Source organism: Parabacteroides timonensis (assembly GCF_900128505.1).
GTDB classification, from domain to species: Bacteria; Bacteroidota; Bacteroidia; order Bacteroidales; family Tannerellaceae; genus Parabacteroides; species Parabacteroides timonensis.
The window spans coordinates 328,106-349,920 of the sequence record NZ_LT669941.1 but is presented as its reverse complement, the minus strand read 5'-3'; the positions used below and the strand labels follow the sequence as shown (position 1 = coordinate 349,920).

The 21,815-nt window shown below is 50.3% G+C and carries 18 protein-coding genes and 2 pseudogenes; 10 read left to right on the top strand and 10 right to left on the bottom strand.

Going from position 1 to position 21,815, the window contains the following annotated elements; all coding sequences use genetic code 11:
• The first annotated feature begins 201 nt into the window (after window positions 1–201).
• The 7 genes from BQ7394_RS09070 to BQ7394_RS09040 all read left to right on the top strand — a co-directional run bounded on the left by BQ7394_RS09070 (window position 202) and on the right by BQ7394_RS09040 (window position 5,322).
• Window positions 202–1,755, top strand: a complete 1,554-nt coding sequence (locus BQ7394_RS09070) for a CHC2 zinc finger domain-containing protein (RefSeq protein ID WP_075557151.1) — start codon at window positions 202–204, stop codon at window positions 1,753–1,755.
• A 91-nt stretch (window positions 1,756–1,846) separates the two neighbouring features.
• Window positions 1,847–3,418, top strand: a complete 1,572-nt coding sequence (locus BQ7394_RS09065) for an ATP-binding protein (protein ID WP_075557150.1) — start codon at window positions 1,847–1,849, stop codon at window positions 3,416–3,418.
• Between the two features lie 70 nt (window positions 3,419–3,488).
• The gene (locus BQ7394_RS09060; protein WP_075557149.1) at window positions 3,489–3,719 is read left to right on the top strand and encodes a hypothetical protein; all 231 of its coding nucleotides are present in this window, start codon (window positions 3,489–3,491) and stop codon (window positions 3,717–3,719) included.
• Window positions 3,704–4,015, top strand: coding sequence for a type II toxin-antitoxin system RelE/ParE family toxin (locus BQ7394_RS09055; protein WP_075557148.1), 312 nt, complete (start codon window positions 3,704–3,706; stop codon window positions 4,013–4,015). The genes BQ7394_RS09060 and BQ7394_RS09055 overlap by 16 nt, the downstream gene beginning before the upstream one ends.
• Window positions 4,016–4,097: 82 nt before the next feature.
• The gene (locus BQ7394_RS09050) at window positions 4,098–4,442 is read left to right on the top strand and encodes a hypothetical protein (protein WP_075557147.1); all 345 of its coding nucleotides are present in this window, start codon (window positions 4,098–4,100) and stop codon (window positions 4,440–4,442) included.
• On the top strand, window positions 4,433–4,747 hold the full coding sequence (locus BQ7394_RS09045) for a type II toxin-antitoxin system RelE/ParE family toxin (protein WP_075557146.1): 315 nt from the start codon (window positions 4,433–4,435) through the stop codon (window positions 4,745–4,747). Before BQ7394_RS09050 ends, BQ7394_RS09045 begins: the two co-directional genes overlap by 10 nt.
• 134 nt (window positions 4,748–4,881) lie before the next feature.
• Window positions 4,882–5,322, top strand: a complete 441-nt coding sequence (locus tag BQ7394_RS09040) for an HU family DNA-binding protein (RefSeq protein WP_075557145.1) — start codon at window positions 4,882–4,884, stop codon at window positions 5,320–5,322.
• Between the two features lie 30 nt (window positions 5,323–5,352).
• On the opposite strand, the gene BQ7394_RS09035 is transcribed toward BQ7394_RS09040, so the two are convergent.
• Window positions 5,353–5,580 (bottom strand): DUF4248 domain-containing protein, encoded by a 228-nt coding sequence (locus tag BQ7394_RS09035; protein WP_075557144.1) that lies wholly within the window; start codon window positions 5,578–5,580, stop codon window positions 5,353–5,355.
• Window positions 5,581–5,679: 99 nt separating this feature from the next.
• Between BQ7394_RS09035 and BQ7394_RS09030 the strand changes: the two are divergent.
• Window positions 5,680–6,120: pseudogene (locus BQ7394_RS09030) on the top strand (glucosaminidase domain-containing protein); the annotation flags it as partial.
• A 104-nt stretch (window positions 6,121–6,224) separates the two neighbouring features.
• On the top strand, window positions 6,225–6,521 hold the full coding sequence (locus tag BQ7394_RS09025) for a hypothetical protein (RefSeq protein ID WP_075557143.1): 297 nt from the start codon (window positions 6,225–6,227) through the stop codon (window positions 6,519–6,521).
• A 19-nt stretch (window positions 6,522–6,540) separates the two neighbouring features.
• On the opposite strand, the gene BQ7394_RS09020 is transcribed toward BQ7394_RS09025, so the two are convergent.
• From BQ7394_RS09020 to BQ7394_RS09010, 3 genes and pseudogenes are all read right to left on the bottom strand, one after another.
• Window positions 6,541–7,212 (bottom strand): response regulator transcription factor, encoded by a 672-nt coding sequence (locus BQ7394_RS09020; RefSeq protein WP_075557142.1) that lies wholly within the window; start codon window positions 7,210–7,212, stop codon window positions 6,541–6,543.
• A 10-nt stretch (window positions 7,213–7,222) separates the two neighbouring features.
• Window positions 7,223–7,399: pseudogene (locus tag BQ7394_RS26250) on the bottom strand (sensor histidine kinase); the annotation flags it as partial.
• 123 nt (window positions 7,400–7,522) lie between these two features.
• Window positions 7,523–8,983 (bottom strand): sensor histidine kinase, encoded by a 1,461-nt coding sequence (locus BQ7394_RS09010; RefSeq protein WP_235848714.1) that lies wholly within the window; start codon window positions 8,981–8,983, stop codon window positions 7,523–7,525.
• Between the two features lie 174 nt (window positions 8,984–9,157).
• On the opposite strand from BQ7394_RS09010, the gene BQ7394_RS09005 reads away from it, so the two are divergent.
• Window positions 9,158–11,302 (top strand): outer membrane beta-barrel family protein, encoded by a 2,145-nt coding sequence (locus BQ7394_RS09005; RefSeq protein WP_075557140.1) that lies wholly within the window; start codon window positions 9,158–9,160, stop codon window positions 11,300–11,302.
• A 6-nt stretch (window positions 11,303–11,308) separates the two neighbouring features.
• Here BQ7394_RS09005 and BQ7394_RS09000 read toward each other — a convergent pair whose 3' ends face one another.
• From BQ7394_RS09000 to BQ7394_RS08975, 6 genes are all read right to left on the bottom strand, one after another.
• Window positions 11,309–12,658 carry an endo-alpha-N-acetylgalactosaminidase family protein gene (locus BQ7394_RS09000; protein ID WP_075557139.1) on the bottom strand — a complete coding sequence of 450 codons (1,350 nt, stop codon included), beginning with the start codon at window positions 12,656–12,658 and terminating at the stop codon, window positions 11,309–11,311.
• Between the two features lie 21 nt (window positions 12,659–12,679).
• Window positions 12,680–14,407 (bottom strand): endo-alpha-N-acetylgalactosaminidase family protein, encoded by a 1,728-nt coding sequence (locus BQ7394_RS08995; protein WP_075557138.1) that lies wholly within the window; start codon window positions 14,405–14,407, stop codon window positions 12,680–12,682.
• A 353-nt stretch (window positions 14,408–14,760) separates the two neighbouring features.
• A complete protein-coding gene (locus tag BQ7394_RS08990) occupies window positions 14,761–17,793 on the bottom strand; it encodes a glycoside hydrolase domain-containing protein (RefSeq protein WP_075557137.1) in 3,033 nt (1,010 codons plus the stop codon).
• 21 nt (window positions 17,794–17,814) lie between these two features.
• The gene (locus BQ7394_RS08985; protein WP_235848713.1) at window positions 17,815–19,329 is read right to left on the bottom strand and encodes an endo-alpha-N-acetylgalactosaminidase family protein; all 1,515 of its coding nucleotides are present in this window, start codon (window positions 19,327–19,329) and stop codon (window positions 17,815–17,817) included.
• Window positions 19,330–19,421: 92 nt separating this feature from the next.
• Complete coding sequence (locus tag BQ7394_RS08980) at window positions 19,422–19,910, bottom strand: DUF5018-related domain-containing protein (RefSeq protein WP_075557136.1); 489 nt, start codon at window positions 19,908–19,910, stop codon at window positions 19,422–19,424.
• A gap of 30 nt (window positions 19,911–19,940) precedes the next feature.
• The gene (locus BQ7394_RS08975) at window positions 19,941–21,800 is read right to left on the bottom strand and encodes a RagB/SusD family nutrient uptake outer membrane protein (protein ID WP_075557135.1); all 1,860 of its coding nucleotides are present in this window, start codon (window positions 21,798–21,800) and stop codon (window positions 19,941–19,943) included.
• Between the last annotated feature and the right edge of the window lie 15 nt (window positions 21,801–21,815).

Sequence of the window (21,815 nt, the reverse complement as noted above, 5' to 3'; positions counted from 1 at the left end):
TTATTAGTCCGTCAGCTGAAGCAGACGGCAAAAGAGAGCCTGCGGCACAAGGCGTTGCCTTGTTGAAGACAACGGCACCTGTAAGGGCGGTTCGCGAACCGCCCCTACCAACGCCCCTACATTCAAAACTGATAATAACTGAATTTATCACTGTCTTCATTAGGCTATTGGCCAATTATCTTATTATTTAAACAATTTACCATGAATATCGAACAATTGAAAGCCGCCAACCCCATCGAACGCGTGGCGGCGCGTTATGCCACCCTGCATCGGGCAGGCGCCAACTACAAGATGCTATGCCCGTTTCACGACGACCATCATCCGTCGCTGATGCTGCATGTGGGTAAACAGTTTTTCAAATGCCATGCCTGCGGGGCGGGAGGCGATGTGATCGCGCTGGTGATGGGGATGGAGAAATGTTCGTTTGCCGAAGCGGTAGGGATTTTGACGGCAGGATCGACAGCAGGATCTACATCGGTGACACACCCCCTGCCCCCTCCCCAGAGGGGAAAAGTTACTCCTGACACTACAACGGAGGCTAACAGTAAAGCTTCCAATATTATCAGTCAGGATCAACAAAGAGTATCTCCCTCCCCTCTGGAGAGGGGGCAGGGGGTGTGTAATCTTCTCTCCGGCAACCAACAATTCCTGCAATCCCTCCGGCCCTGCGCCTCCGGCCACAGTGAGCTGTCACCTACCTGGCTCGACTTCGGGGTCGGATTGGCTCCGGCCTTTGTGCCCGATGCTTTCCGCACGATGCGCAGCCGCATTGTCTTCCCGATCTACGATGCGGAAAAGGTGCTGACGGGTTTCGGTGCACGCCGTATCGACAATGGCCTGCTGGACGCAGCAGCCGACAGTTCCCCCAAATACATCAACACCGCCAACAACGGACTGTTCGACAAGAGCCGCACGCTCTATGGGATTCACCGGGCAACAGAGGCGATTCGCAAGGAGGGCTTCGTTTTTCTGGTGGAAGGATATAAGGATGTCCTCGCCATGCATGCCGCCGGATTCTGTCACACGGTGGCTTTATGTGGGACAGCGCTGACCGACGGGCAGGCGGAGATTCTCTCGTGCTACACCTCCTGCCTGCATCTTCTGCTCGACGGCGACGGGCCCGGACAGAAGGCTGCCGCAAAGATTGCTGCCGAACGGCAGCGTCAGTTCAGTGTACGTACTTCCTTCATCCTCGGCGGCGAGGATCCCGACGAGTTGTTCCGCCGGCTGGGGAAGGCCGGTTTTCGTACCTATCTGCATCATCTGACCGCACAGGGTTGTTATTCGGCACGCCGTCTGCTGGGGTATTGCCTGCGACAGCCGTCGCTCGCTCCTTTGCTCGAAGGGATGCTCGAAGCGGACGATATGCGGTTTGCCGACAGCGATTACAATGACTTGCTGCATTGCCTGGCGTTGCAGGAGGAGTGTCCGGAGGAGTTGCAGGTGTTCGCCGGTTACCTGGAAGAGTTGCTGCCGGAGTTGTTTCCGGCCCTCCCCGAATTGCCGGGCGTACCGGAGGGGATGACGGATGAGCAGATCCCACTATCGCACGAGGTCATGCTCCGGATACTTCTCACGGAGTATTACGAAGAAAAGATCATCGGTGAAGGCCGCCGTTTGCGTCGGCAGATACAGTCCGTCGACCCGGCTGACCGCCCTACCCTCTTCCGCGACCTTCATCGTCAGCTCCGTCACCTCTCACAGATCACCCGCGAGGCGGAACGGACGGCGGCAGTGGATGAGAGGTGGTTTTAACCGATAGCCTACCGCCTAAAATAGGACATTAATTTGTTTTTACGAGAAAGATATTGTTCCTTTGTTATAGCTTTACAGAAAATAAGAATATATGGACAATAGAATCTATCCGATCGGCATACAGAACTTCGAGAAACTGCGTAAAGACGGTTATGTCTATGTGGACAAGACAGCATGGGTGCATCGGTTGGTGACCACCGGCAGTTACTATTTCCTGAGCCGCCCGCGCCGCTTCGGCAAAAGCCTGCTGATATCTACCCTCGAAGCTTATTTTCTGGGAAAGTGTGAACTGTTTGAAGGCTTGGCCATAGAGCAGTTGGAACAGAACTGGACGGTACGTCCGGTCTTTCACCTCGACCTGAATATCGGTAAATACGATACCCCCGGAAGCCTGGACGACATACTGGAAAAGAACGTTGCCAAATGGGAAGAACTGTATGGTGCCAACAAATCGGAACGTAGCATCGCCCTGCGTTTTGCCGGTGTCATAGAGCGGGCGGTGGAAAAGACGGGCCATCGTGTCGCCATCCTGGTGGACGAATACGACAAACCCATGCTGCAGGCCATCGGTAACAGCGAACTGCAAAAGGAGTTCCGCAACACCCTGAAGCCTTTCTACGGCGTATTGAAGACGATGGACGGCTATATCAAGCTGGGTTTCCTGACCGGCGTTACGAAGTTTGGGAAAGTGAGCGTGTTCAGCGACCTCAACAACCTGAAGGATATATCCATGCGCCGCGACTATAACGATATCTGCGGCATCACAGACGAGGAACTATATCAGTATTTTGACAAAGACCTGCATCTTCTTGCCGAAGCGCAGGGCATGGATTATGACACCGTATGCCTTGAGATGAAGAAGCGCTACGACGGCTATCATTTCAATGTCAACACCTCCGGTATCTACAATCCGTTCAGTCTGCTCAATACGTTCGACTCCATGGCGTTCGGCAATTACTGGTTTGCTACGGGCACTCCCTCTTATCTGGTTTACCTGCTGAAGAAACACAACTATCGGTTGGAAGATATTCAAGGCGTAGAAGTCACTGCAGATGTACTCGACAGCATCGATTCGGAAGGTACCCATCCTATTCCCGTCATCTATCAGAGCGGGTATCTGACCATAAAGGATTATGACAGCCGTTTTAGACTTTATACTTTGGATTATCCCAATCAGGAAGTGGAGGAAGGCTTTTTGAATTATCTGATGCCTTTCTATACAGATAAAAGTGAGTCTGAAGCTCCGTTTGAAATTCGTAAGTTTGTATCCGAAGTAGAGCATGCGAATGTAGACGGCTTTTTCCGCCGCCTGCAGAGTTTCTTTGCAGATGCTCCCTATGAGGTGATTGTTGGTCAGGAGCCGCAACGCAATGTAGAACTGTTTTTTCAGAATGTATTGTATATCGTGTTCAAGATGATGGGCTTCCATGTCCGGGTGGAATATCATACGAACCGTGGTCGTGTGGATCTGGTGCTGACCACCGATAAATATATCTATCTGATGGAATTCAAACAAGATGGTACGGCAGCAGAGGCCCTGGAGCAAATCAGAGAGAACCGTTACGAACAGCCCTTCCAAAGTGATTCACGCCAGCTGTTCAAGATAGGCGTGAACTTCAATAGTAAGGTCAGAAATATAGAGGAATGGGTTATGGAAGAATAAATTTGCTTTTCAGGAAAAGATATAGTTCCTTTGTGGACAAGGTAACGTTATAAAGAAAGGAACCAAATCTATGACAAAGAAAAAGTACTCCGAACCGGATGAAACGACTTCCCGTTCATCTGTCAATGAACCTATATCGTCTTATGGGTTAAGTGAAATTATAGGACAAACATCGCCTGCCCAATACTCCTTAGATGAACTGAAGGCTCATCTGGCTATATCCCTGGAAGATATTAAAGCCGGACGCATACACAATCATGAAGATATTCCTAACCTGCGTCCTCAATGGAAACTTCAATAATATGGACAGAAAGGGCGCTGGCTACATTAGATAGTATATTCGAGTTTTACAAAGAAAAAAGCGAATACATTGCAATAAAAATAATAAACCGGCTATATCATTCAGCCAGCACTCTAACTATATTCCCCACTGCCGGTGTTATTGAACCATCACTGGAAGGATTTCCCGTCAGCTTTCGTTCTCTGGTAGTAGAAAAGCATTTTAAGCTTATCTATTACATAGACGTAGATCGTATATATATTGCAGAAGTCTGGGATACACGGCAAAATCCGGCCAGTCTGAAGGTGCATTTGTAAAAGCTAACAGAATTTGCTTTTTAGGAAAAGATATTGTTTCTTTGTAGAACAAGATAACGTTATAAAGAAAGGAACCAAATCTATGACAAAGAAAAAGTACTCCGAACCGGATGAAACAACTCCCCGTTCATCAGTCTATGAACCGCAGGCCAGCTATGGATTAAGCGTTAACGATCTACGCACCGAGCTCATACGCGAAATTCTTCATATTGAAGATAAGTCTTTGCTTAATGAAGCACTTGGTTATTTGAGGAGATTAGCCAGGCCCGTCGTTTCTGGTGTGGCAGAAGATGTTCTTCCTTATACGATGGAAGCGATTAACGCCCGTATTGATGAAGCTGAAAATGATATTGACACAGGCCAGACTTATACAAGTCAGCAGATGCATGACATAATGGAAAAGAAATACGCTTGGTTATGCAAATAAACTGGTCACGCAAAGCCTTAAAGGAATTAGATAGGATTATTATTCAATGCGTCGATATGTTCGGAGAACGTATTGCGATACTTTTTTACCGGAAAATAGGTGAATATGAAACCTTATTATTGAAAAATCCATTACTAGGTCCTCCTGAACCATTGCTTCAGGACCGGCAACGAGGATATCGGGGGCTTCTCATACAAGATCATTTCAAACTGATATATTATATAACAGACAGAAATATCATACAAATAGCGGATATCTGGGATACCCGTCGGGAACCCCAAAAGCTGATTAAACGCATTAAATAACAGAATCCAAACAACCACATACCTTCACAAACCTCTGCCGACAATCGCGAACTGCCCGCTTGCCGCGTGTCGTAGCTTTGTATTGTAATATTACAACAGACAACAAAGTTATTCACCATTAAAACTTTCTAATCATGGCAGTAAAATATCGTTTAGTCCAGAGAAAGGACATGAGTAAGGATGCGGCAGAAGATGCTAAGTTATTTTATGCGGTAAGCAGCTCGACAGGGATGTGTGACACCGACAAATTGTGTGAAATCATAGCAGACCGTTCGGCGGCTACGCCGGGTGACGTGAAGCTGGTGCTCGACGGGGTGTTGCATGTGTTAAGAGAGAAATTACCGGACGGGCAGACCATACAGGTTGGCGACCTGGGGTATTTCCAGGCTTCGTTGGGCAGCCAGGGAGCTATGACGGAGAAAGAATTTTCCGCCAATCTGATCAAACGTCGTCGTATCCTGTTCCGCCCCGGCAAACAGCTGGTGCAGCTGTCTGAAAACTTCAAGACGGAACGTTACTCCTCCGGCACGACTACACCGAAGGAGGACGAAGACGACAGGCCGGTGATCGAGTAGTCATACCGGTGATCGAATAGCCAAGAGCAGTCAAGGTTCCCCCAAATGATCGAAAATACAGGTCGCCTGTTTGGGGGTCAACACCTTCCTTCCCGGTTTCCAGCCACAAGCCGTCAGCCGGGAAGTCAACTCGTCACTCAATTTGATCCAGCGCCGGAGCTGCACGGAAGCACATTCGGGCTTGCTGTCGGGGAAGTACAACAGGGCTAGTTCCTGATATCCCCACACACGTTCGATCTTTTGTTTTTCGTCAGACATAACTCTTCGTTTTACTTGTTCAATGATGCATAAAGATAGTCATTTACAAGTTAATAATCAAAGGATAAAAGAAATATCTTCATACAAATTCATCCGATCATGACAAAACAAGAATTTATCCACCTCTATCTGTCCGATGCTTCGAAGGCAGGCGGGAAATACCAGATCAACCCCATCGTTATCCTGGCACAGGCGGCCATCGAATCGGGCTGGGGCGAAAGCGTACTCGCCAAGGAACATAACAACCTGTTCGGCATCACCGGCTACGGCCCTAAAAACGAATACTGGCATGGTGGCAAGGTGGAACTCAGCGAGGGCGGACTCTGTTTCCGCAAATACCGTTCGACACGCGAAAGCATCTTCGACTTCGCCCGCCTGATCCGTACCGCCTACCCGGCAGCGGCCAACGTCAGCCAAAAGCCCAACGCCTATGCCTCCGAGATAGCTTACAGCCGCTATATCAGCGAGGTGAACGGTGACAACCGGGCTGCCTACCGTAAAATGCTGTGCTCCATCGCCGCCAGCCTTCAACGTCTGGTCGAAATAAACGAAGCCAAATGGTACAACAACCTGTTCGCACCAACGACAGTCAGCCGGCAGGCTTGCAAACAACTTATTCATCAACCCATAAATACACCAAGCGTATGTCAACACTCAAAGTAATCTTCGATTTCCTCCTTTCCGTCGTCAAGATCATCTTTCCCGGAAAGAAAAACGGGAGGCACTGCCATCCGGGCCACCCCGTTCCTGACACTCATCGCCCTGACAGCCCTGATCCTGAAGGAGACGGAAGTAGCGATGGCAGCAGTGGGAGCCATCCTGTCGATGGCGCAGCCGAAGAAGAAGAGCCGTCCCCCTCCATCCGCTCCGACAAGCTGATGGGGCAGGCACTGATCGGAACGGCTATTATCGGTTATCTGTATAAGATGTTCGTATCCTAGCTGTCCCCCATAGAGCTTGTCATCTGATCAGCTTATACCCGATCCCCCGGACATTCAGTATCTTGATCCGGGGGTCTTTTTCCAGTTTATGCCGGAGCTTCGTGACGAACACATGCATGCTGCGGGCATTGTAGAAACTATCGTTTCCCCAGAGTTCCAATAGGATATCCTTGGTGTTGACCGGAAGATTCCCGCTCTCGCAAAGCAACCGGAGCAACTCCGACTCCTTGAAGGAAAGCTCGACCGATTCACCGCCTGCCTCCAACGTCTGCGTAGACGGATAAAACGTGTACAACCCGATTTCGTGATACGCGACAGCGACAGGCTCAGCTTTACTTTTAACGATCAATGCCTTCACCCGGACAATCAGTTCACGCAGGCTGAAAGGCTTCCGCAGGTAGTCGTTCGCCCCCAATTCGAACCCTTGCACGATATCGTCTACCGACGAACGGGCACTAAGGAACAGGACAGGCACCTCCTTATCCATCCGGCGGATGCGGTGCACCATCTCGAAACCATCCACCTCCGGCATCATCACATCGGCAATAATCAGTGCCGGATGCTCTTTGAAATAATGCTCTATCCCATCCAGTCCGTCGCGGGCTACCGCCACTTCGTAGCCTTCCTCTTCCAATGCGTCTTTGACGATCATGGCCAGGGAGACTTCGTCTTCTACTAATAAGATATCCATAAGCTTGGGGTTATTGCGGTAATGTAACTATAAAACAGGAACCCTGGCCGGACACGCTCTCTACGGTGACCGTCCCGCCATGCTTCTCCACCATTGTCTTCACATAAAAGAGTCCGATACCGTAGCCCTTCACCTGCGAATGGCGGCTGGAAGGCAACCGGTAGAACTTATCGAAAAGATGCCGGCGGTACTNCCATCCAGTCCGTCGCGGGCTACCGCCACTTCGTAGCCTTCCTCTTCCAATGCGTCTTTGACGATCATGGCCAGGGAGACTTCGTCTTCTACTAATAAGATATCCATAAGCTTGGGGTTATTGCGGTAATGTAACTATAAAACAGGAACCCTGGCCGGACACGCTCTCTACGGTGACCGTCCCGCCATGCTTCTCCACCATTGTCTTCACATAAAAGAGTCCGATACCGTAGCCCTTCACCTGCGAATGGCGGCTGGAAGGCAACCGGTAGAACTTATCGAAAAGATGCCGGCGGTACTCTTCAGGAATACCGGGGCCATTGTCCTGCACACGCAGCTGTACCTTTCCTCCGGCAGCCTCCACCCGTATCGTTATCTCCGGTTCCTTGTCCGCATATTTGACGGCATTATCCACCAGGTTGCTGATGATACTGTACAAATGTACGCGGTCGGCTCTCAGGGTTATTTCCTCCGGGACAGACTCCACACGGATGCGGTAAGGGCGTGACGACTTGATCTTCTGCTGTTCCAGTATCTTGCCGATCAGGGCATTCAACGAGATATCCTCCATCACCAGGCGGATCTCTTTCCGTTTCTCCAGGCTAAGGGTCAGGATCTGTTCGACCATTCCGCCCAGCCGTTCCAGTTCCTCGTGGCAGAGGTGGAGGTATTTGTCGGCCTTCTCCTTATTTCCCAGGAGGTTATAATGGATGATCGACTCGATGGCGGCATAAGATATGGCGATGGGTGTCTTCAACTCATGCGTCACGTTATGGGTGAAGTCGTCTTTCAGTTGCTCCACTGTCTTCTGATGAATCAGGAACCAGATCATGTAGGCGAACGACAATACCAGGATCAATAGGATCAGGAACGAAGAGACCAGAATACCTGTCATTCCCGCCAGCGAAGCCAGCCGGGTCGGTTCCACATAGACATAATAGGCTTTCGGATGATAGGTGGTATACTCCCAGGTATAACGGTCGTAATGCGCCGGGTCTTCCCCAGTGGGGACGGAAGAGGTGACCACCGTACTGTCGGTAAGCGACCGTATCTCCGTGAAATGGCGGAGGTGCAGGTTTTTCTCCCGGAGACCGGCCGTCAGCAGGCTGTCGAACTTCGCCAGGTCGACGGGAAAGATCGTATCGATCACCTCGTGGAGGCTGCGTTGCATCTGCAACCCCAGCTGGCCCAGCGAACTGAAATCATCACCTACCCTGACCTTGGCACTTTCGAGTACTTTCTTCAATTCTTCATCCACTTCGGGCACATAAGGGAGTCCGGCTTTTTTCTCGACAATCCGGACGGTCTCCGGCATCAAGTCCTTATCGCGGAAACGGGTAGTCAGGGCGATACCTCCCCGGTCGTCGGCCTGCGAGAAAGTTTCACGACGCTTGTTCGCCAACCGGCTGATGGTGTCGGCACGGCTGAACAGCTCGATATGGTCGGCATTGCGGATTGCTTCGATGATATATTCCCTGTTCTGCTGCTGGCGGGAATGGTACAGCCGGTCGATCCAAAACAACTGGTAGGCGAATATCCCGGATAACGACACGATCACCAGTGCAATGATATATTTCATGGATGATTTCATGCAAACAAATATAGGGATTCTCCGGCTTGCCGCCTGCCGCTTTAAACCAAAATAACACAGTTTCGGACGAATGTTATTTAGTCTTACCAAATGCAGGCGTTTTTTGGAACTGTTCAGCGCCCTTTCTACCTTTCGTATAAAAATCACGAAAAGCACAAGAACATGAAAAGAATCTATTACCTGTTATTGATAGCCAACTTGCTCCCGCTGCCCACCCGGTTATCGGCGCAAAAGCAGACTGACGGTAAAGGTACGATCCTGGTGAACGACAGCATCACACTGGAACTGCCGGAGATATTCGTCAAAGCCGAACGCCCGCTGGTGAAGATGACCGAAGGAAAACTCCAGTACGACATTCCCAACCTGATGAAAAGTAAACCGGTGGACAATGCGTTCGATGTCCTGGGCGAACTGCCGGGCGTAGAAAAGAAAGGCGACAATATCTCGCTGCTCGGCACATCGGGCACGACGATCATCATCAACGGCCGCAAAAGCAGCATGACACCGGAACAGCTGGCCGACATGCTGAAGTCGACCTCTTCCGATAAGGTGAAAAAGGTGGAGGTGATGTACAGTACTCCGCCACAATACGGTGTACAGGGTGCCTCCATCAACCTGGTCATCGAAAACGACAAGAGCCTGAAGGATATCCTGAAAGGGGAAGTATCGCTGACGGGGGAACAGGGGTACTATTTCTCTCCTTCGGGAAGGGTGAACCTGTCGTACACGGGAAAGAAATATACGACGGACTTCTCCTACTCGACGGGTTACCGACACAGCCGCTCGACGGAAGATATGCATGCGGAACCGACCGTCGACGGACAGCGGTACGATATCCTGCAAAAGAACTGGTCGGAAAACAAAAGCATCGCCCACAACTTGCGGGGTGCTTTCGAATATGACTTCGACAACAAGGACAAGCTCTCGATCTCCTACACGGGACGGTATGTACAGGATGGCCCCGCTTCCCACCGGGGAGGACGGACGGAGTTCACAGGCATCGAAACGGTAAACACCGCCAGCCGGACGACCGGGCCGACCTCCCTGCACAGTGCACGGATCGACTACAACGGCCATAAGAACCTGAACGCAGGTATCGACTATACCTTCTACAAAGATAAATCGTTGCAGGAACTGGTCAACAATTTTGAAGACGACACCGACCAGGACAGGCGCAACGAAAGCCGCCAGCAGACGCAACGGGCCAATATCTACCTGAACCATTTCGTCGTTACTGCGAACAAGTGGAAACTGTCCTACGGGCTGGAGGCTTCGTTGTCGGGGACGGACAACAAGGCGGAAGCGCTGCTCGACAACACGGAAGAGCGCGAAGGGACATTCGACCTGACACAGAGGGAACATTCGGTCGGCGCTTTCGGCGGTTTCTCGCGTTCGTTCGGAAAGAAGCTGACACTGGATGCTTCGCTGACCGTCCGGTATTACAAGGCTTCGATCGACTCGGCGGGAAAGAAAAGTACGTTATGGGACAAGGCGGACCTCTTCCCTGCCCTGTCGGTCGTTTACCGGATCGATCCTTCCAACATGTTGCAGTTCGCCCTATCGAGCAACCGGAAGTATCCTTCTTATTGGGCGACTACGCCGAATACTTATTATATGAATGTTTACAGCGTGATCAAAGGCAATCCGGAACTGAAACCGGAGCTGAACTATTCGATGCAACTGACCTATATCCTCAAAAACAAGTATGTGCTTGGAGCCTTCGCCAATTTCCAGCCGGATAAGATACAACAGATGTCGTACCAGTCGCCCGACCGCCTGCAATCGGTCTTCCATACGATCAACCTGGATACGCACAATATGTTCGGACTGATGGCGGTCGTTCCTTTCCGTGCCGGCGAGGTGCTTAGTTCGCGGCTGACGCTGATGGGCTTCAATATCCACGACAAAGGGACGCTGGTCGATATCCGTTTCGACCGGAAGAAGCTCTTCGGGCGTGCCATGCTGACCAACACGATCTTCCTGACCCGCGACAAAAATCTCTCCCTCGACCTCACCGGCTATTACTGTACGAAGGTGATACAGGGCCTTTACGATATCGATCCGCTCTACAGCCTGGATGCCGCCCTGGTATGGACGCTTCCCAAACAGAAGCTCCGCCTGACCCTCAAAGGCAACGACCTGCTGAACAGTCAAAAGCCGCTCACCCACATCGATCTGCAGGGTCAGAAGAGCCGCATGGAACTGTTCCAGGACAACCGTTCGATCTTGCTCACAATCCGTTACAGCTTCGGCGGCTACAAGGAAAAGAAGGTAAAGACGGTGGATACGTCACGGTTCGGAACATAGAAACGCTTACTCAGGTATTACATAATAAGGTATCCCCTGAGTTATATCGATGACCATTTTTGCATTAGCTATATGGATCTTCCGGGGTTCCTGCAAACCTTCGGCCGTCACCTTATAGACGGTTGCCGATTTGGGGTTGCCCCATAAATAAGGGATATCGAAAGAGGTCTTACCATTCGTGTCCCGGCTGTAGACGATCACACCTTCATCATCACGCCATACGGCCGGGATGCAGAGGGTGTTTTTATTACGCAGGAGACGGTCTTTTTGCCGGACCGTGCTGTCGGAAAGCGAGACGCTGACCCGGTCGCTGAACAGGGAGATACGGTTTTTCCCCTCTCCTTCCACAGAAAGACGCTTCAGACTGTTCAGGTAGAAATATTGCGGACATTTCAACATGAAGTCTTCCGTAAGGGGAGGTTGCCAGGAATAATTCTCTGCAATCTTCCAGATGGGCTCGCCATAGCTGGAAGTGCCGAAAAGAAATCCGAGGTCATGGTCGTTGCTGCGGATATCCGGGTTAAGACCCGTGCCGGTATAGACATTGGCGGGGATACGCAGATAGTCATCCTGGGTCGCAGCATTGAAATGCCAGGCGTAAGGGACGCAACCGATCATGTAATCCATCATCCATTCGCTGGTGATATCTATTCCTTTGGCCTGCCAGTATGCAGCGGCTTTCTTCTGATATTCGGCTTCTACAATGACTGTTTCGTTGTGTCCTTCACTCGGACGTGCAATCCAGGCATCGGCATGGATCGTCGCACTTTCTTCCAACTCGGGCAGCAAAGCCAACAGGCGGTCGATACGCATCTGGGTATAACCGGACTCCCACTCGTTGCGGTAGTTGATCTGGTAGGCATTGCGACCGTTATATACGCCGATCACTTTCAGGCTGCCGTCGGCATTCTTTGAGATCAGGTCGTTCGCCACGTATTCAGGCCATAAAGGGCTGTCGTCATAAGCGTCGGTCATATTGATATGCAGGCTGACGGTGGTGTTATATTTCCGTGCTTCACGCATCAGCCAGCGCAGGCTCTCACGGGCGGAGGCATCGCTATCCCGTTTCAGGTGCTCATTCACTTCAAAGAAGGCCGGGTATTTATCATCATGGCCGTTATATTGCCAGCCAACGAGATAAACGATCTTCGGCACACCCAATGAAAGGTTATCCGACTGGCGGATCATTTCCAGTGCTTGCTCAAAAGTGAGGCGCACTATACAATCTCCACGCTCGTCAAGTGAAGCCAACGCCATTTTCGTCACCCATGTCTGGGAGTAATCATGGTTGAACTGAGCCTGTACCCAAGAGGTACAGGCTGTCAAACAAATAAGAATTACTGATAATCTATTCATCTTTATATCATTTTAATCTGTTTATCTAGTAAGTGACTGTCCTGCCGGAACAATCGAAACGGCTTCCTCTTTACCGAGAGTCAATATCAAGAGGCCGTTCTGTACAGGGACAGCCGGTTGCTTCAAGGTCGATCCGTTCATGGAGATGGCATAGATATCTACTGCCCCTACCATCTCCCAACCTTCCGGCATCAGCCAGTTACGGCTTTCGTATCCGTCACCGGAATAGGCGATGATCTCGTTGTCGTTCCAGAGGGCAGGGACGAATAGGTTATCGTTCTCACGCAGGATGAAATTACCTTTACGGATGACGTTCTTTCCATCCTCCACATGGGCAACGACACCATTGCTGTAATACAGGGCTTCGTCGATAAAGGCGACCCGATCGAGGCGGCTCAGATAATACCAGGGTAATGTCATGGTGCAGAACTGCGACAGGAAACCCGGCATGTTTTCCAGGTCTTTTTGTAGGATCTCTTCACCCTGCATGCTCGAACCGAAACGGAAATCGCCTTGTCCGTCACGGTGGGTCCGTCCGCGGGCAGACAGCCTTTCGGGTATCTGCATCTGGAAGTTTATATCCGTCGGGAACCACCAGGACATCGGTTGTAAACCGACAAAACCCTCACCTGCAGGATGCGCCCAGAAGATACCTTCGCCTGTTACGTCGAAGCCTTTCTCACGCCAGTATTTGAAGATCTTTCGTTGGGTTTCGACTTCCTTATGTATGTCGATGCCTCCGTTCTCGGGTTTGGCATGCCAGGGGCTTAACGGACGGTTCTCCGGTTGCCAGTAGGCCATGAAAGCGTCGATATGGATGGTGTGGCCGTCTTTCAGTTCGGGGATCATGTCGATAAGATGATCGATACGCGGTTTGGCAAAGCCTTTCTCCCACTCTTTCGTATAGCTCAGGTGATAGGCTTTATGGCCTTTGACGTATTCCCAGATGGATTTCAGGTTGCCGTTGACATCACGGGCGATGATATCGTTTTTGATGTAGGTATCCCACAGGGGGCTTTCCTCGAAAGCATCGACCATATTGATATGCAGGCTGACGGTCGTGTTGTAGGCACGCGCTTCCCGGATCAGCCAGCGGAGGCTTTCAAGGGCGGTGGCATCTTCTTCCCGCTTCAGTTTGGGGTTGACGATACTCCAGTCGGGATACAGGTGGTCGTGACCACCCCGTTGCCAACCGACCAGGTAGATGATCTTGGGGATACCGCGTGTCAGGTTGTCTATCCGCTTCACGACATCCAGGGCCTTACCGAACGTGCACAAGCGTGACGGGTCTTCGTGCTGGAAGATCACGTTGTTTGGATCGGGTTCGTTCAGTTCACCGTCGTAGCCGACAAAGAGTTTCAGTACCAGGGTCTGGTGATAATCACGGTAGTAAGGGGCTACGACGACTTGCTTCGTGGCTGTGTAGGTTGCTCCGTCGTTTTGGTAGACAGCGCTGATCTCAGCTAGTCCGCCGTCTTTAGGGATCAGCTGGTCACCCGATAAAGCAATCACTTCGACGTTACCGCTGGCACTGACCGTACGGACGGACAAGGCGACATCGGACAAGGGAAGATCTTTGGTTTTACCGTCGGTGTAATGGCCTGCAATACGAAGCGTCCCCCTTTCACCGGGATTACGTACCGGATTCAGGGTTTCCTTATCCAGTTGGATAGTGATTTCATCCAATTTGTTCTGTGTACTACAGGATAGACAGAACAGGGTGGTTAGAATATAGAAAAGTGTTTTCATAAAATAATTTGTTTACATAGAGTAATATGATAAAATAGAAAAAACGGAGTCTTTTTATGAGGTTCCGCCTCATGCCGCAGGCTCTCTTTTGCCGTTTGCTTCAGCAGACGGATAAATTAATGCCTCGGCTTTGCCGGATTCCTCTGTGGGTTTTAACCCCTTTAGACATATAATAGTAGTCTCTGTTTTAAAGGGGCTTAAGCCCACAAAGGAAGAGGCTTTGCCTCCTGTCTTTTATATCCGTCGGTTAAAACCGACGGCAAAATAAAGCCTGCGGCACAAGGCGTTGCCTTGTAAAGAAAGATAGTTCATATCTGACAATATCTGAGCCAATTAGCATTCCTATTAATACCTTATTCAGATACAACGATCAGCCAGCCGCGTTTCGGGTCGACAGGGATCGGATCACCAGGTGCAAACTCCTGTGCTTCCTGGAAGTCGGTAACAGCCGGAGCGACCATACGGACGGAAGAAGGATCGAGACCCAGCTGTTTCCAATCGATCGCCAGCTTCACTTGCTTCTTCGTACCGGAGTAATTACCGATCGAAAGGAGCGTTTTGCCTTTGTTGACATAAGCCGTCACTTTTACATCCTTGTCGGAAGTGGTTACAGCAGGGGTGTCTTCCCAGAAGCCGACCATCTGCGCATCCATGATATTGAAGTCGTCCCATAGTTGCCAGATGTAACGGGGATCGCAGGAGACACCTTCCGTTACCCAGGGTTGGCGAACGGTCATTCCGTACTGCATGCCCAGCCATTTGTTTCCACCGCCGTGCAGCATATCTCCCATCAGGCCGAACGGGATACCGGAGACTTCCACCAGCCAGTTGGCAGGCGACATCTCATCGTACATAAAGCTCTCGCCAAACCACACCTTATCCACGTACGGGAAATATTCGGCATACTGGGTAGCAGGTCCGCGGGAGAAACCCGTATTCGAATGCAGGTCGATGATACAGCCAGGCTTCACATCGTCCATCGCATGACGCATACGCTTCAACATATCGCGACCGAAAGCGACATCATCGAGATAAAGGCCGTCAATATCGGTATGCTTCACCAGCCAGGCCAGTCCTTCGACATAATAGTTGTACCAACGGGAGTCGCCGGTAGCGGTCAGGACAGAGGCATCGGCAGCAATACCCAGATCCTGATCGTCGAGGTGTTGGTACCACTGGGGAGTATAACCGGTCACATAATGTTCCTGGCACCAGGGGAAACCTCCACCGTTGCCTCCTTGTAGGATCTCGTCTCCGAGGCTACGCAGGGCCCATATCTCAGGGACAACATTGGTGAGTTCGCGGATAGTGTAATAGATTTTCACTTTACAATCCTTGCCGTGCCATTCGTCAACGAAATCTTTTATCTTGTCGGCTGTGATGAAGGGGTAGTTGATAAACGGATTCAGCGCGTTGGCATGATGTACGTTGATGATCTTTATGCCGGCGTCGAGATTCTCTTGTGCCGGTGTAGGCGCTCCGCCGTTATGGTAATAGCGGTCGGTGAACTGACTGCGGGGATTGATCTCTTTTACCGGGGTGATAAGCAGGGCGAAGTCGAACGCGAGGTTCTCGCCAGCCTTCAGGGTTCGTTCGCCGCTATAAGCGGTTGCGATGGTCTGGTTACCGTTACGGGTGATGCGGAAACCGCCTTTACCGTTGTTGTACCAGCTATCGGGATAAGCCGGACGGTATAGGTTCAATAAAGGCCCGGTGTAGGTGGCACCCCGCAATTCGCAATGGATACCGGCTTTTTCGGAACCACACCAGAAACTATCGAAAGGCCATAACCAGGAGGTACTTTTAGAAGTAGGGATGGATACGGCATAGTCGTGCACGGTCTTACCTTGTGTTTCCCAACCACCAGCATAGTTAACCGGAGTCTCCTGACCTGGTAGTCCTAACCCCATGAAATAAGGAGCTGCATCGGTCAGCATAGGTATCTCAAGGCGGATATCTTTGATTTGTAAATCTTTTTTCGGGGACAGGGAGTAGACGTAGTTGATCCAGCCGTCGAACTCCATCGTACCCTGGCATGTCAGCAACAGGTCGGCATCTTCAGCCTTCCAGGTGGCAGAGATTTTACCTCCGGACTGTCCGGACGGCACAAGGGTCCCGTTCAGTTTCTTATCGCCGGCATCCGTCCGGATGATGAAACGTACGGGAGAAGCCAATAATTCGTGTCCCCAGGAATCAATAGAAGACGGCAGACCGGTTTGCATATCTAGGCCGACGGTACGTCCCAGGCAAGAGACTTTGTTCGCCTCGAGCGATAAATCGGTATAACCGACGGTAGGTTTATCGGTAATGCCCAAGGTAGAGTTGAGCCAACGTAGACGGCTATGACGCCAGGGTTCGTTGTCTCCCCGGTCGGCCAAAGGTTTGCCGGTGACCTTCAGTTCGATACCGACAGGGACGGCATATCCGGTTTCGTCGATAAGGACGATTGTTCCTTTGTAAGTGCCTGCGGGTTGATCTGCTTGCAGGTCTACACCAAACCAGAGAGGCTGAACGGCATCTGCATCAACACTTACTTCTTTGGTGAAGGGCTTTCCTACCGGGTTTACACCGCTCGTGTTAAAACAGGTGATAGCCGTTGCGGGGATGATGTTATTGCCACTTTTCAGGCCGGAGGTTTCATAGACGATGCTTTGGAGAGGCTGTTTACCGGCCCATACACCAAGTTGGAAAGCGTAGTATTCGTTCGGCATGGCCGTTCCTTTAAAGGAAGAGTGATCTGCATCTTGCAGCCATTTATAAGGGAGATGGGCTTTCATGCGTATCGGGAAGGTACGGTCTTCGGGAAAGACGAGGAAGCGTCCGGGGTTTTGTTCACGGTAACTCGCTTTCTCATTTTCCGTGGCAATAACTTCCATCGGATAGAAACTATCGAATTCGGTACGCGATTCTACACGGACCACTGTCGCCTGGGGAAGTGACGCAGCAGACGAGAAAGCTGCCGACCATTGGGGATCGGGGGCGTCTTCCTCCGGATAATAGCCGCGATGATAGTTGCCGTATCCCGGCTGTACACGGTAAGGCAGATAGTAGAAATAGTAAGTGCCTTTCGCTTTGACAGGACCGAAAACGAGTCGGCATTGTTCGTTGTCGACCGCTATCCGGCGGATGTTGGGGATGGTATCGCCGGTTTCAGCATGAACGATCAGGAAACGACGGTTTTCCACATCCTGGTCCGGACGTCGCCAGTCGAAGGAAAGCATCACGGCTTCATCCGGGTTATCGACAGAGAGTACGGCACGATGATTCCCTAGCGCCTCGTTCCAGGGGTTACCGGCTACGGCGTAAGGATATGGGGCTTGCGGACTGTTCTGTATGCACGACAGTCCCAGCCAGGCCAACAATATAAATAGCAATGATTGTTTCATGGGTTTTTGTTTTACAAGGTATTACAAATCGGATTTATAACGTCCGGTGGACGGGAATACGGATACGGCTTCATCCGGTTCTAAGGAAAGGCGAAGGGTTCCGTCCCCACAGGTAACCGTTGTTTTATAGAAGATACCGGAAGGGGTTATTTTATAAATATCCACGCTGTATACGTCCGACCAGTCGGGTGGTAGTTGCCAACTCTTATCTGCGTACCCCTTGACGGAATAGGCCATATATTCACGGCCGGCACGCCAGAGTACGGGCATAAAGAGATCGTCGTGATCCCTCAACAACCGTTTATGGTGGGTGATGGTCGAGTCTTTCAGCGAGACGGTCAGATCGTCGTTGTAATGGGCAATACGGTTTTCTCCTTTTCCGGTCAGGTTCTCCCGCTTGTAACGGTTCAGGTAGAAATAAGGTAGCGTTCCGGTGTAGAACTGGTAACGGTATTTGTCGATCCAGTTCACGTCGGGTAACGAACCGTTTTCCAGGTTACCGAAACAATCCTCTCCCCGTCCGCTCATACCGAAAAGGAAGCCCAGTTGGAGTTGTTCTTTAGTCAGGTCGGGGAACTGCCTGGCGAATAAGTAGGAGGCTCCACCGGTCGTCAGGTATGCGGGGTATTTCATATAATCGGCTTCGGTCGCTTCAAACCACAGGTACCAGGGACTCACACCGATAAACAGGTCTTTGCCTTCCCGCAGGCGGTTAAAGCTTTCGTGGGTGACATCGATTCCTTTTCCCCTGAAATAGCGGAATATCCTGCGCTGGTAGTTTTCTTCCTCTTCCCATGAAATCTTCTCATAGGGATTGTCACGCACAAAGAAGGCATCGATCATGACCGATCCGGCATCCTTCAGAAAGGGCAACAGTTCCAGTAAAGCGTCGATCCGTTTGACGGCATAGCCGCTCTCCCACTCGTTCTTATAACAAATCTGATAGGCTTTGCGACCATTCCATACACCGATCTGCATCGGGGTTCCGTCGGTATTGCGGGATATGAAACCTTTCGACAGGTATTCGTCCCAAAGGGGGCTGTCGTCGTAGGCATCCGTCATATTCACGTGGACACTGATGTAGGTGTTGTACTTTCTGGCCTCTTCTACCAACCACAATAACGACTCACGTCCGGTAGCGTCGCAGTCTCTTTTCAAGGTGTTGTTCACTTCAAACCAGGCTGGGTATTTATCGTCATGGCCTTTGTATTGCCAACCGACCAGATAGAGGGTCTTCGGTAATCCCCGCGTAACAGCATCCATCTGTTTGACCAACGACAGGACTTGTTCGAAGGTATAACATAGAACGGGATCTCCCTTTTCGTCGGGATAGGACAGCATGATCTTCATCAGTTGCATCTGATGATACGGGTGCATGTAGGGTTGTTCGGGACGCATTGTCTTTGTCCAGTCGTATTTTTCACCGGAGATATTCCGCCACGACTCCTGGGATAGCCCCTGGGAGAACAAGGACGGACAGACAAACAGACAGACCAAACACAAGAACCAAATCTGAGTCTTTTTCATCTTCTTCATTTTTACATTCGTTTATTTACAGAGAAAAGGCTGTCCGTCCCCATACAGGTAGCGGACAGCCTCAGGATTTCAGATCTAAGGGATAAATATACTTACTTATTTAATGCAGTGACCTGGATAGTCCAGTCTTTCTTCGTACCGTTAGCAGCCGTTACCAAATATCTGCGTGTAGCAGAGAAGTCGCCGGGTGATCCCAACGTAGGAGCACCGTCCTGCGGGGCAATGATTGCGGCTGTGGAAAGGTTGAATTTTCCTACCAGATTGGTCAAAGCTACCGTGCTGCGGATCACTTCCGTAAAAGGACCGTCGGCAGGAGGTACAGTGACCGTACAGGTGATTGTTCCGGCTTCCGCATTGATCACCTTGTCGGCTACAGTCAGAGTGACAACTTTCACGACCGGTTCTCCGTTGATCCATTCATCTGTCGGATCTTTATAACGAAAGTCAAACTTCACATCCGTGATATTGGCTTCTTCAAAAGCTGGCAGATCGTCCATATTTCCTTTCAGGCAAGATGAACATACCAGAACAAGCATTAACAACAGGCTACTCTTCATCAGTTTTATCATATTCTTTTTCATAATTCATTTGTATTAATGATTAATCATCTATTACCAACCCGGATTCTGAGGACCTAAATTAGCGTTACGGTCGATCTGTCCTTGTGGGATGGGGAACAAGTAACGACGGTCTTCACGGAATTGACGGTCATCATGGTCGCCATGCGTTACTTTACCGATATAGAATGATTTACGGTCTTTCGTGATCTCTACGTAAGTCGGTTGTTCTGTAAACCCTGCGATCTTTCCACCCGGTGCTACACCGTTATTGGCATATCCTCCGTGCTTACCCCAACGTAAGAGGCTCCAGTAGTAATCGTTCTCCATCGGCAGTTCGCAACGGCGCTCCTGTTTGTAGAAGTTCCATGCTTCCTGCAGGTTATTGATTTGCTTTGCAGGTAATTTAGCGTGAACGGTACGAGTCTGGTTGCAGAGAGCTACGGCATCCGAATAATTGCCCTCTCCCATTCCCGCCAGCCATAAGATGGCTTCGGCTTTGTTCAGTAGCACACGACCGTAACGGGTTACTACATAATGATAGTCTGTCGGGGTACCGGCCAGCACACGGGGTTCAACGTTGTATACACCCTTTTTCCAATAGTAATTCGACAAGCCCATATGAGGACCCAGATTACCGTTTGATTTACGCCATAGGTTACCGTTTACCGTCGTATAAATATCCTCATTCCACCAGGTACATCCGTCATAGGCAAATGTTCCGTAGAAACGGGCATCGCGGTTGCTGTACATGATCTCACTGACCGACTTGTCACTCTTTGCATTTCCATAGAACAACACTTCCGCTTTTTCCTGGTCGATCGCCCAATCCGGAGCCGATCCCTGAACGAGTGTAATGTTATTCTTGAATTGAGTGGATTCGTTCCAGGCAACACCCTGACCGGTAGCTTCGTCTAGCACTTCGTAACCGTCTACCAGGTTCTGTGTCGGTGCCCACCATAACCAACCGATGAAAGGTTGTCCGCCATTGGTCTGGAACAACGGACCGCAACCGTTCTTGACCAGGTTGTCGTTGTTCGTATTCGGCATTACATTCTGTAACGGAGCAATAGCGTCCGTATTTGTATTCGCTTTATCGCGATAAACTGCAAAAATGATCTCGCTGGAATAACGGTCTTTTTCATTGAAGATACTACCGAAATCCGTACCCAGAGAAGCACCTTCCACGGCGTCAGCAGCCGCAATAGAGGCTTTCAGCCACTCACGCTTCTTAGTTGCATCGGTTTCGTAGGCGGCTGCCTGCAAAGCAATCTCCGACTTGAATGCATAGGCCATATTACGGGATAACTCACCTGCTTTAACAGAGGTTGGAAGATCCGGAATAGCAGCGTCTATATCGTTCAGGATATAGGTATAACTCTCGGTCGTTGTTTTTGTTGTAGACATCATAAGCCCATTACTGGCGGTATCCGCCGGAGCTAATACACGGTCTACCCATACAAAACGTCCCATCGTACGGGCCTGACGGTAATACGTTAATGCACGCAACAGCTTACCTTTTGCAACCAGATCTTTAGACTCTGCATCAGAAAGCCCTTGTCCTGCATATTCCGTTGCTTTTTCAATAATCAGGTTACAACGGCGAATGCTTCCGAAATCACCAAAACCACCATCACCATTATACCGGTCGATCTGTTCACGAACAATTCCGTTACCACCGTTTGAATGTACGGCATTGCTGGTTCGTTCTTCCCAATTGGTCTGGTTTCCGTTTATATAACCATACATTATATCACTCATCGTCCCGGTAACAAAAGCATCAGCCGTCGATTTAGCCCCCCATACGGTTGCTTCATCATAACTTTCAAAGGGCTGAGTATCCAACACATTACAGGAAGCTGCTCCAAGTAAAAATGCTAAGGATGCTAATGATACTATATTTTTTAGTTTCATAAGTCTATTCTTTAA

Excerpts from the sequence above, each read along its gene's own strand:
- BQ7394_RS09025 (WP_075557143.1), top strand. The coding sequence starts at position 6,225 with ATGTCAACACTCAAAGTAATCTTCGATTTCCTCCTTTCCGTCGTCAAG.
- BQ7394_RS09060 (WP_075557149.1), top strand. The coding sequence starts at position 3,489 with ATGACAAAGAAAAAGTACTCCGAACCGGATGAAACGACTTCCCGTTCA.
- BQ7394_RS08985 (WP_235848713.1), bottom strand. The coding sequence starts at position 19,329 with ATGAAGAAGATGAAAAAGACTCAGATTTGGTTCTTGTGTTTGGTCTGT.
- BQ7394_RS09050 (WP_075557147.1), top strand. The coding sequence starts at position 4,098 with ATGACAAAGAAAAAGTACTCCGAACCGGATGAAACAACTCCCCGTTCA.
- BQ7394_RS09055 (WP_075557148.1), top strand. The coding sequence starts at position 3,704 with ATGGAAACTTCAATAATATGGACAGAAAGGGCGCTGGCTACATTAGAT.
- BQ7394_RS08995 (WP_075557138.1), bottom strand. The coding sequence starts at position 14,407 with ATGAAAACACTTTTCTATATTCTAACCACCCTGTTCTGTCTATCCTGT.
- BQ7394_RS09070 (WP_075557151.1), top strand. The coding sequence starts at position 202 with ATGAATATCGAACAATTGAAAGCCGCCAACCCCATCGAACGCGTGGCG.
- BQ7394_RS09005 (WP_075557140.1), top strand. The coding sequence starts at position 9,158 with ATGAAAAGAATCTATTACCTGTTATTGATAGCCAACTTGCTCCCGCTG.
- BQ7394_RS09020 (WP_075557142.1), bottom strand. The coding sequence starts at position 7,212 with ATGGATATCTTATTAGTAGAAGACGAAGTCTCCCTGGCCATGATCGTC.
- BQ7394_RS09000 (WP_075557139.1), bottom strand. The coding sequence starts at position 12,658 with ATGAATAGATTATCAGTAATTCTTATTTGTTTGACAGCCTGTACCTCT.
- BQ7394_RS08975 (WP_075557135.1), bottom strand. The coding sequence starts at position 21,800 with ATGAAACTAAAAAATATAGTATCATTAGCATCCTTAGCATTTTTACTT.
- BQ7394_RS09040 (WP_075557145.1), top strand. The coding sequence starts at position 4,882 with ATGGCAGTAAAATATCGTTTAGTCCAGAGAAAGGACATGAGTAAGGAT.
- BQ7394_RS08990 (WP_075557137.1), bottom strand. The coding sequence starts at position 17,793 with ATGAAACAATCATTGCTATTTATATTGTTGGCCTGGCTGGGACTGTCG.
- BQ7394_RS08980 (WP_075557136.1), bottom strand. The coding sequence starts at position 19,910 with ATGAAAAAGAATATGATAAAACTGATGAAGAGTAGCCTGTTGTTAATG.
- BQ7394_RS09045 (WP_075557146.1), top strand. The coding sequence starts at position 4,433 with ATGCAAATAAACTGGTCACGCAAAGCCTTAAAGGAATTAGATAGGATT.
- BQ7394_RS09010 (WP_235848714.1), bottom strand. The coding sequence starts at position 8,983 with ATGAAATATATCATTGCACTGGTGATCGTGTCGTTATCCGGGATATTC.
- BQ7394_RS09035 (WP_075557144.1), bottom strand. The coding sequence starts at position 5,580 with ATGTCTGACGAAAAACAAAAGATCGAACGTGTGTGGGGATATCAGGAA.
- BQ7394_RS09065 (WP_075557150.1), top strand. The coding sequence starts at position 1,847 with ATGGACAATAGAATCTATCCGATCGGCATACAGAACTTCGAGAAACTG.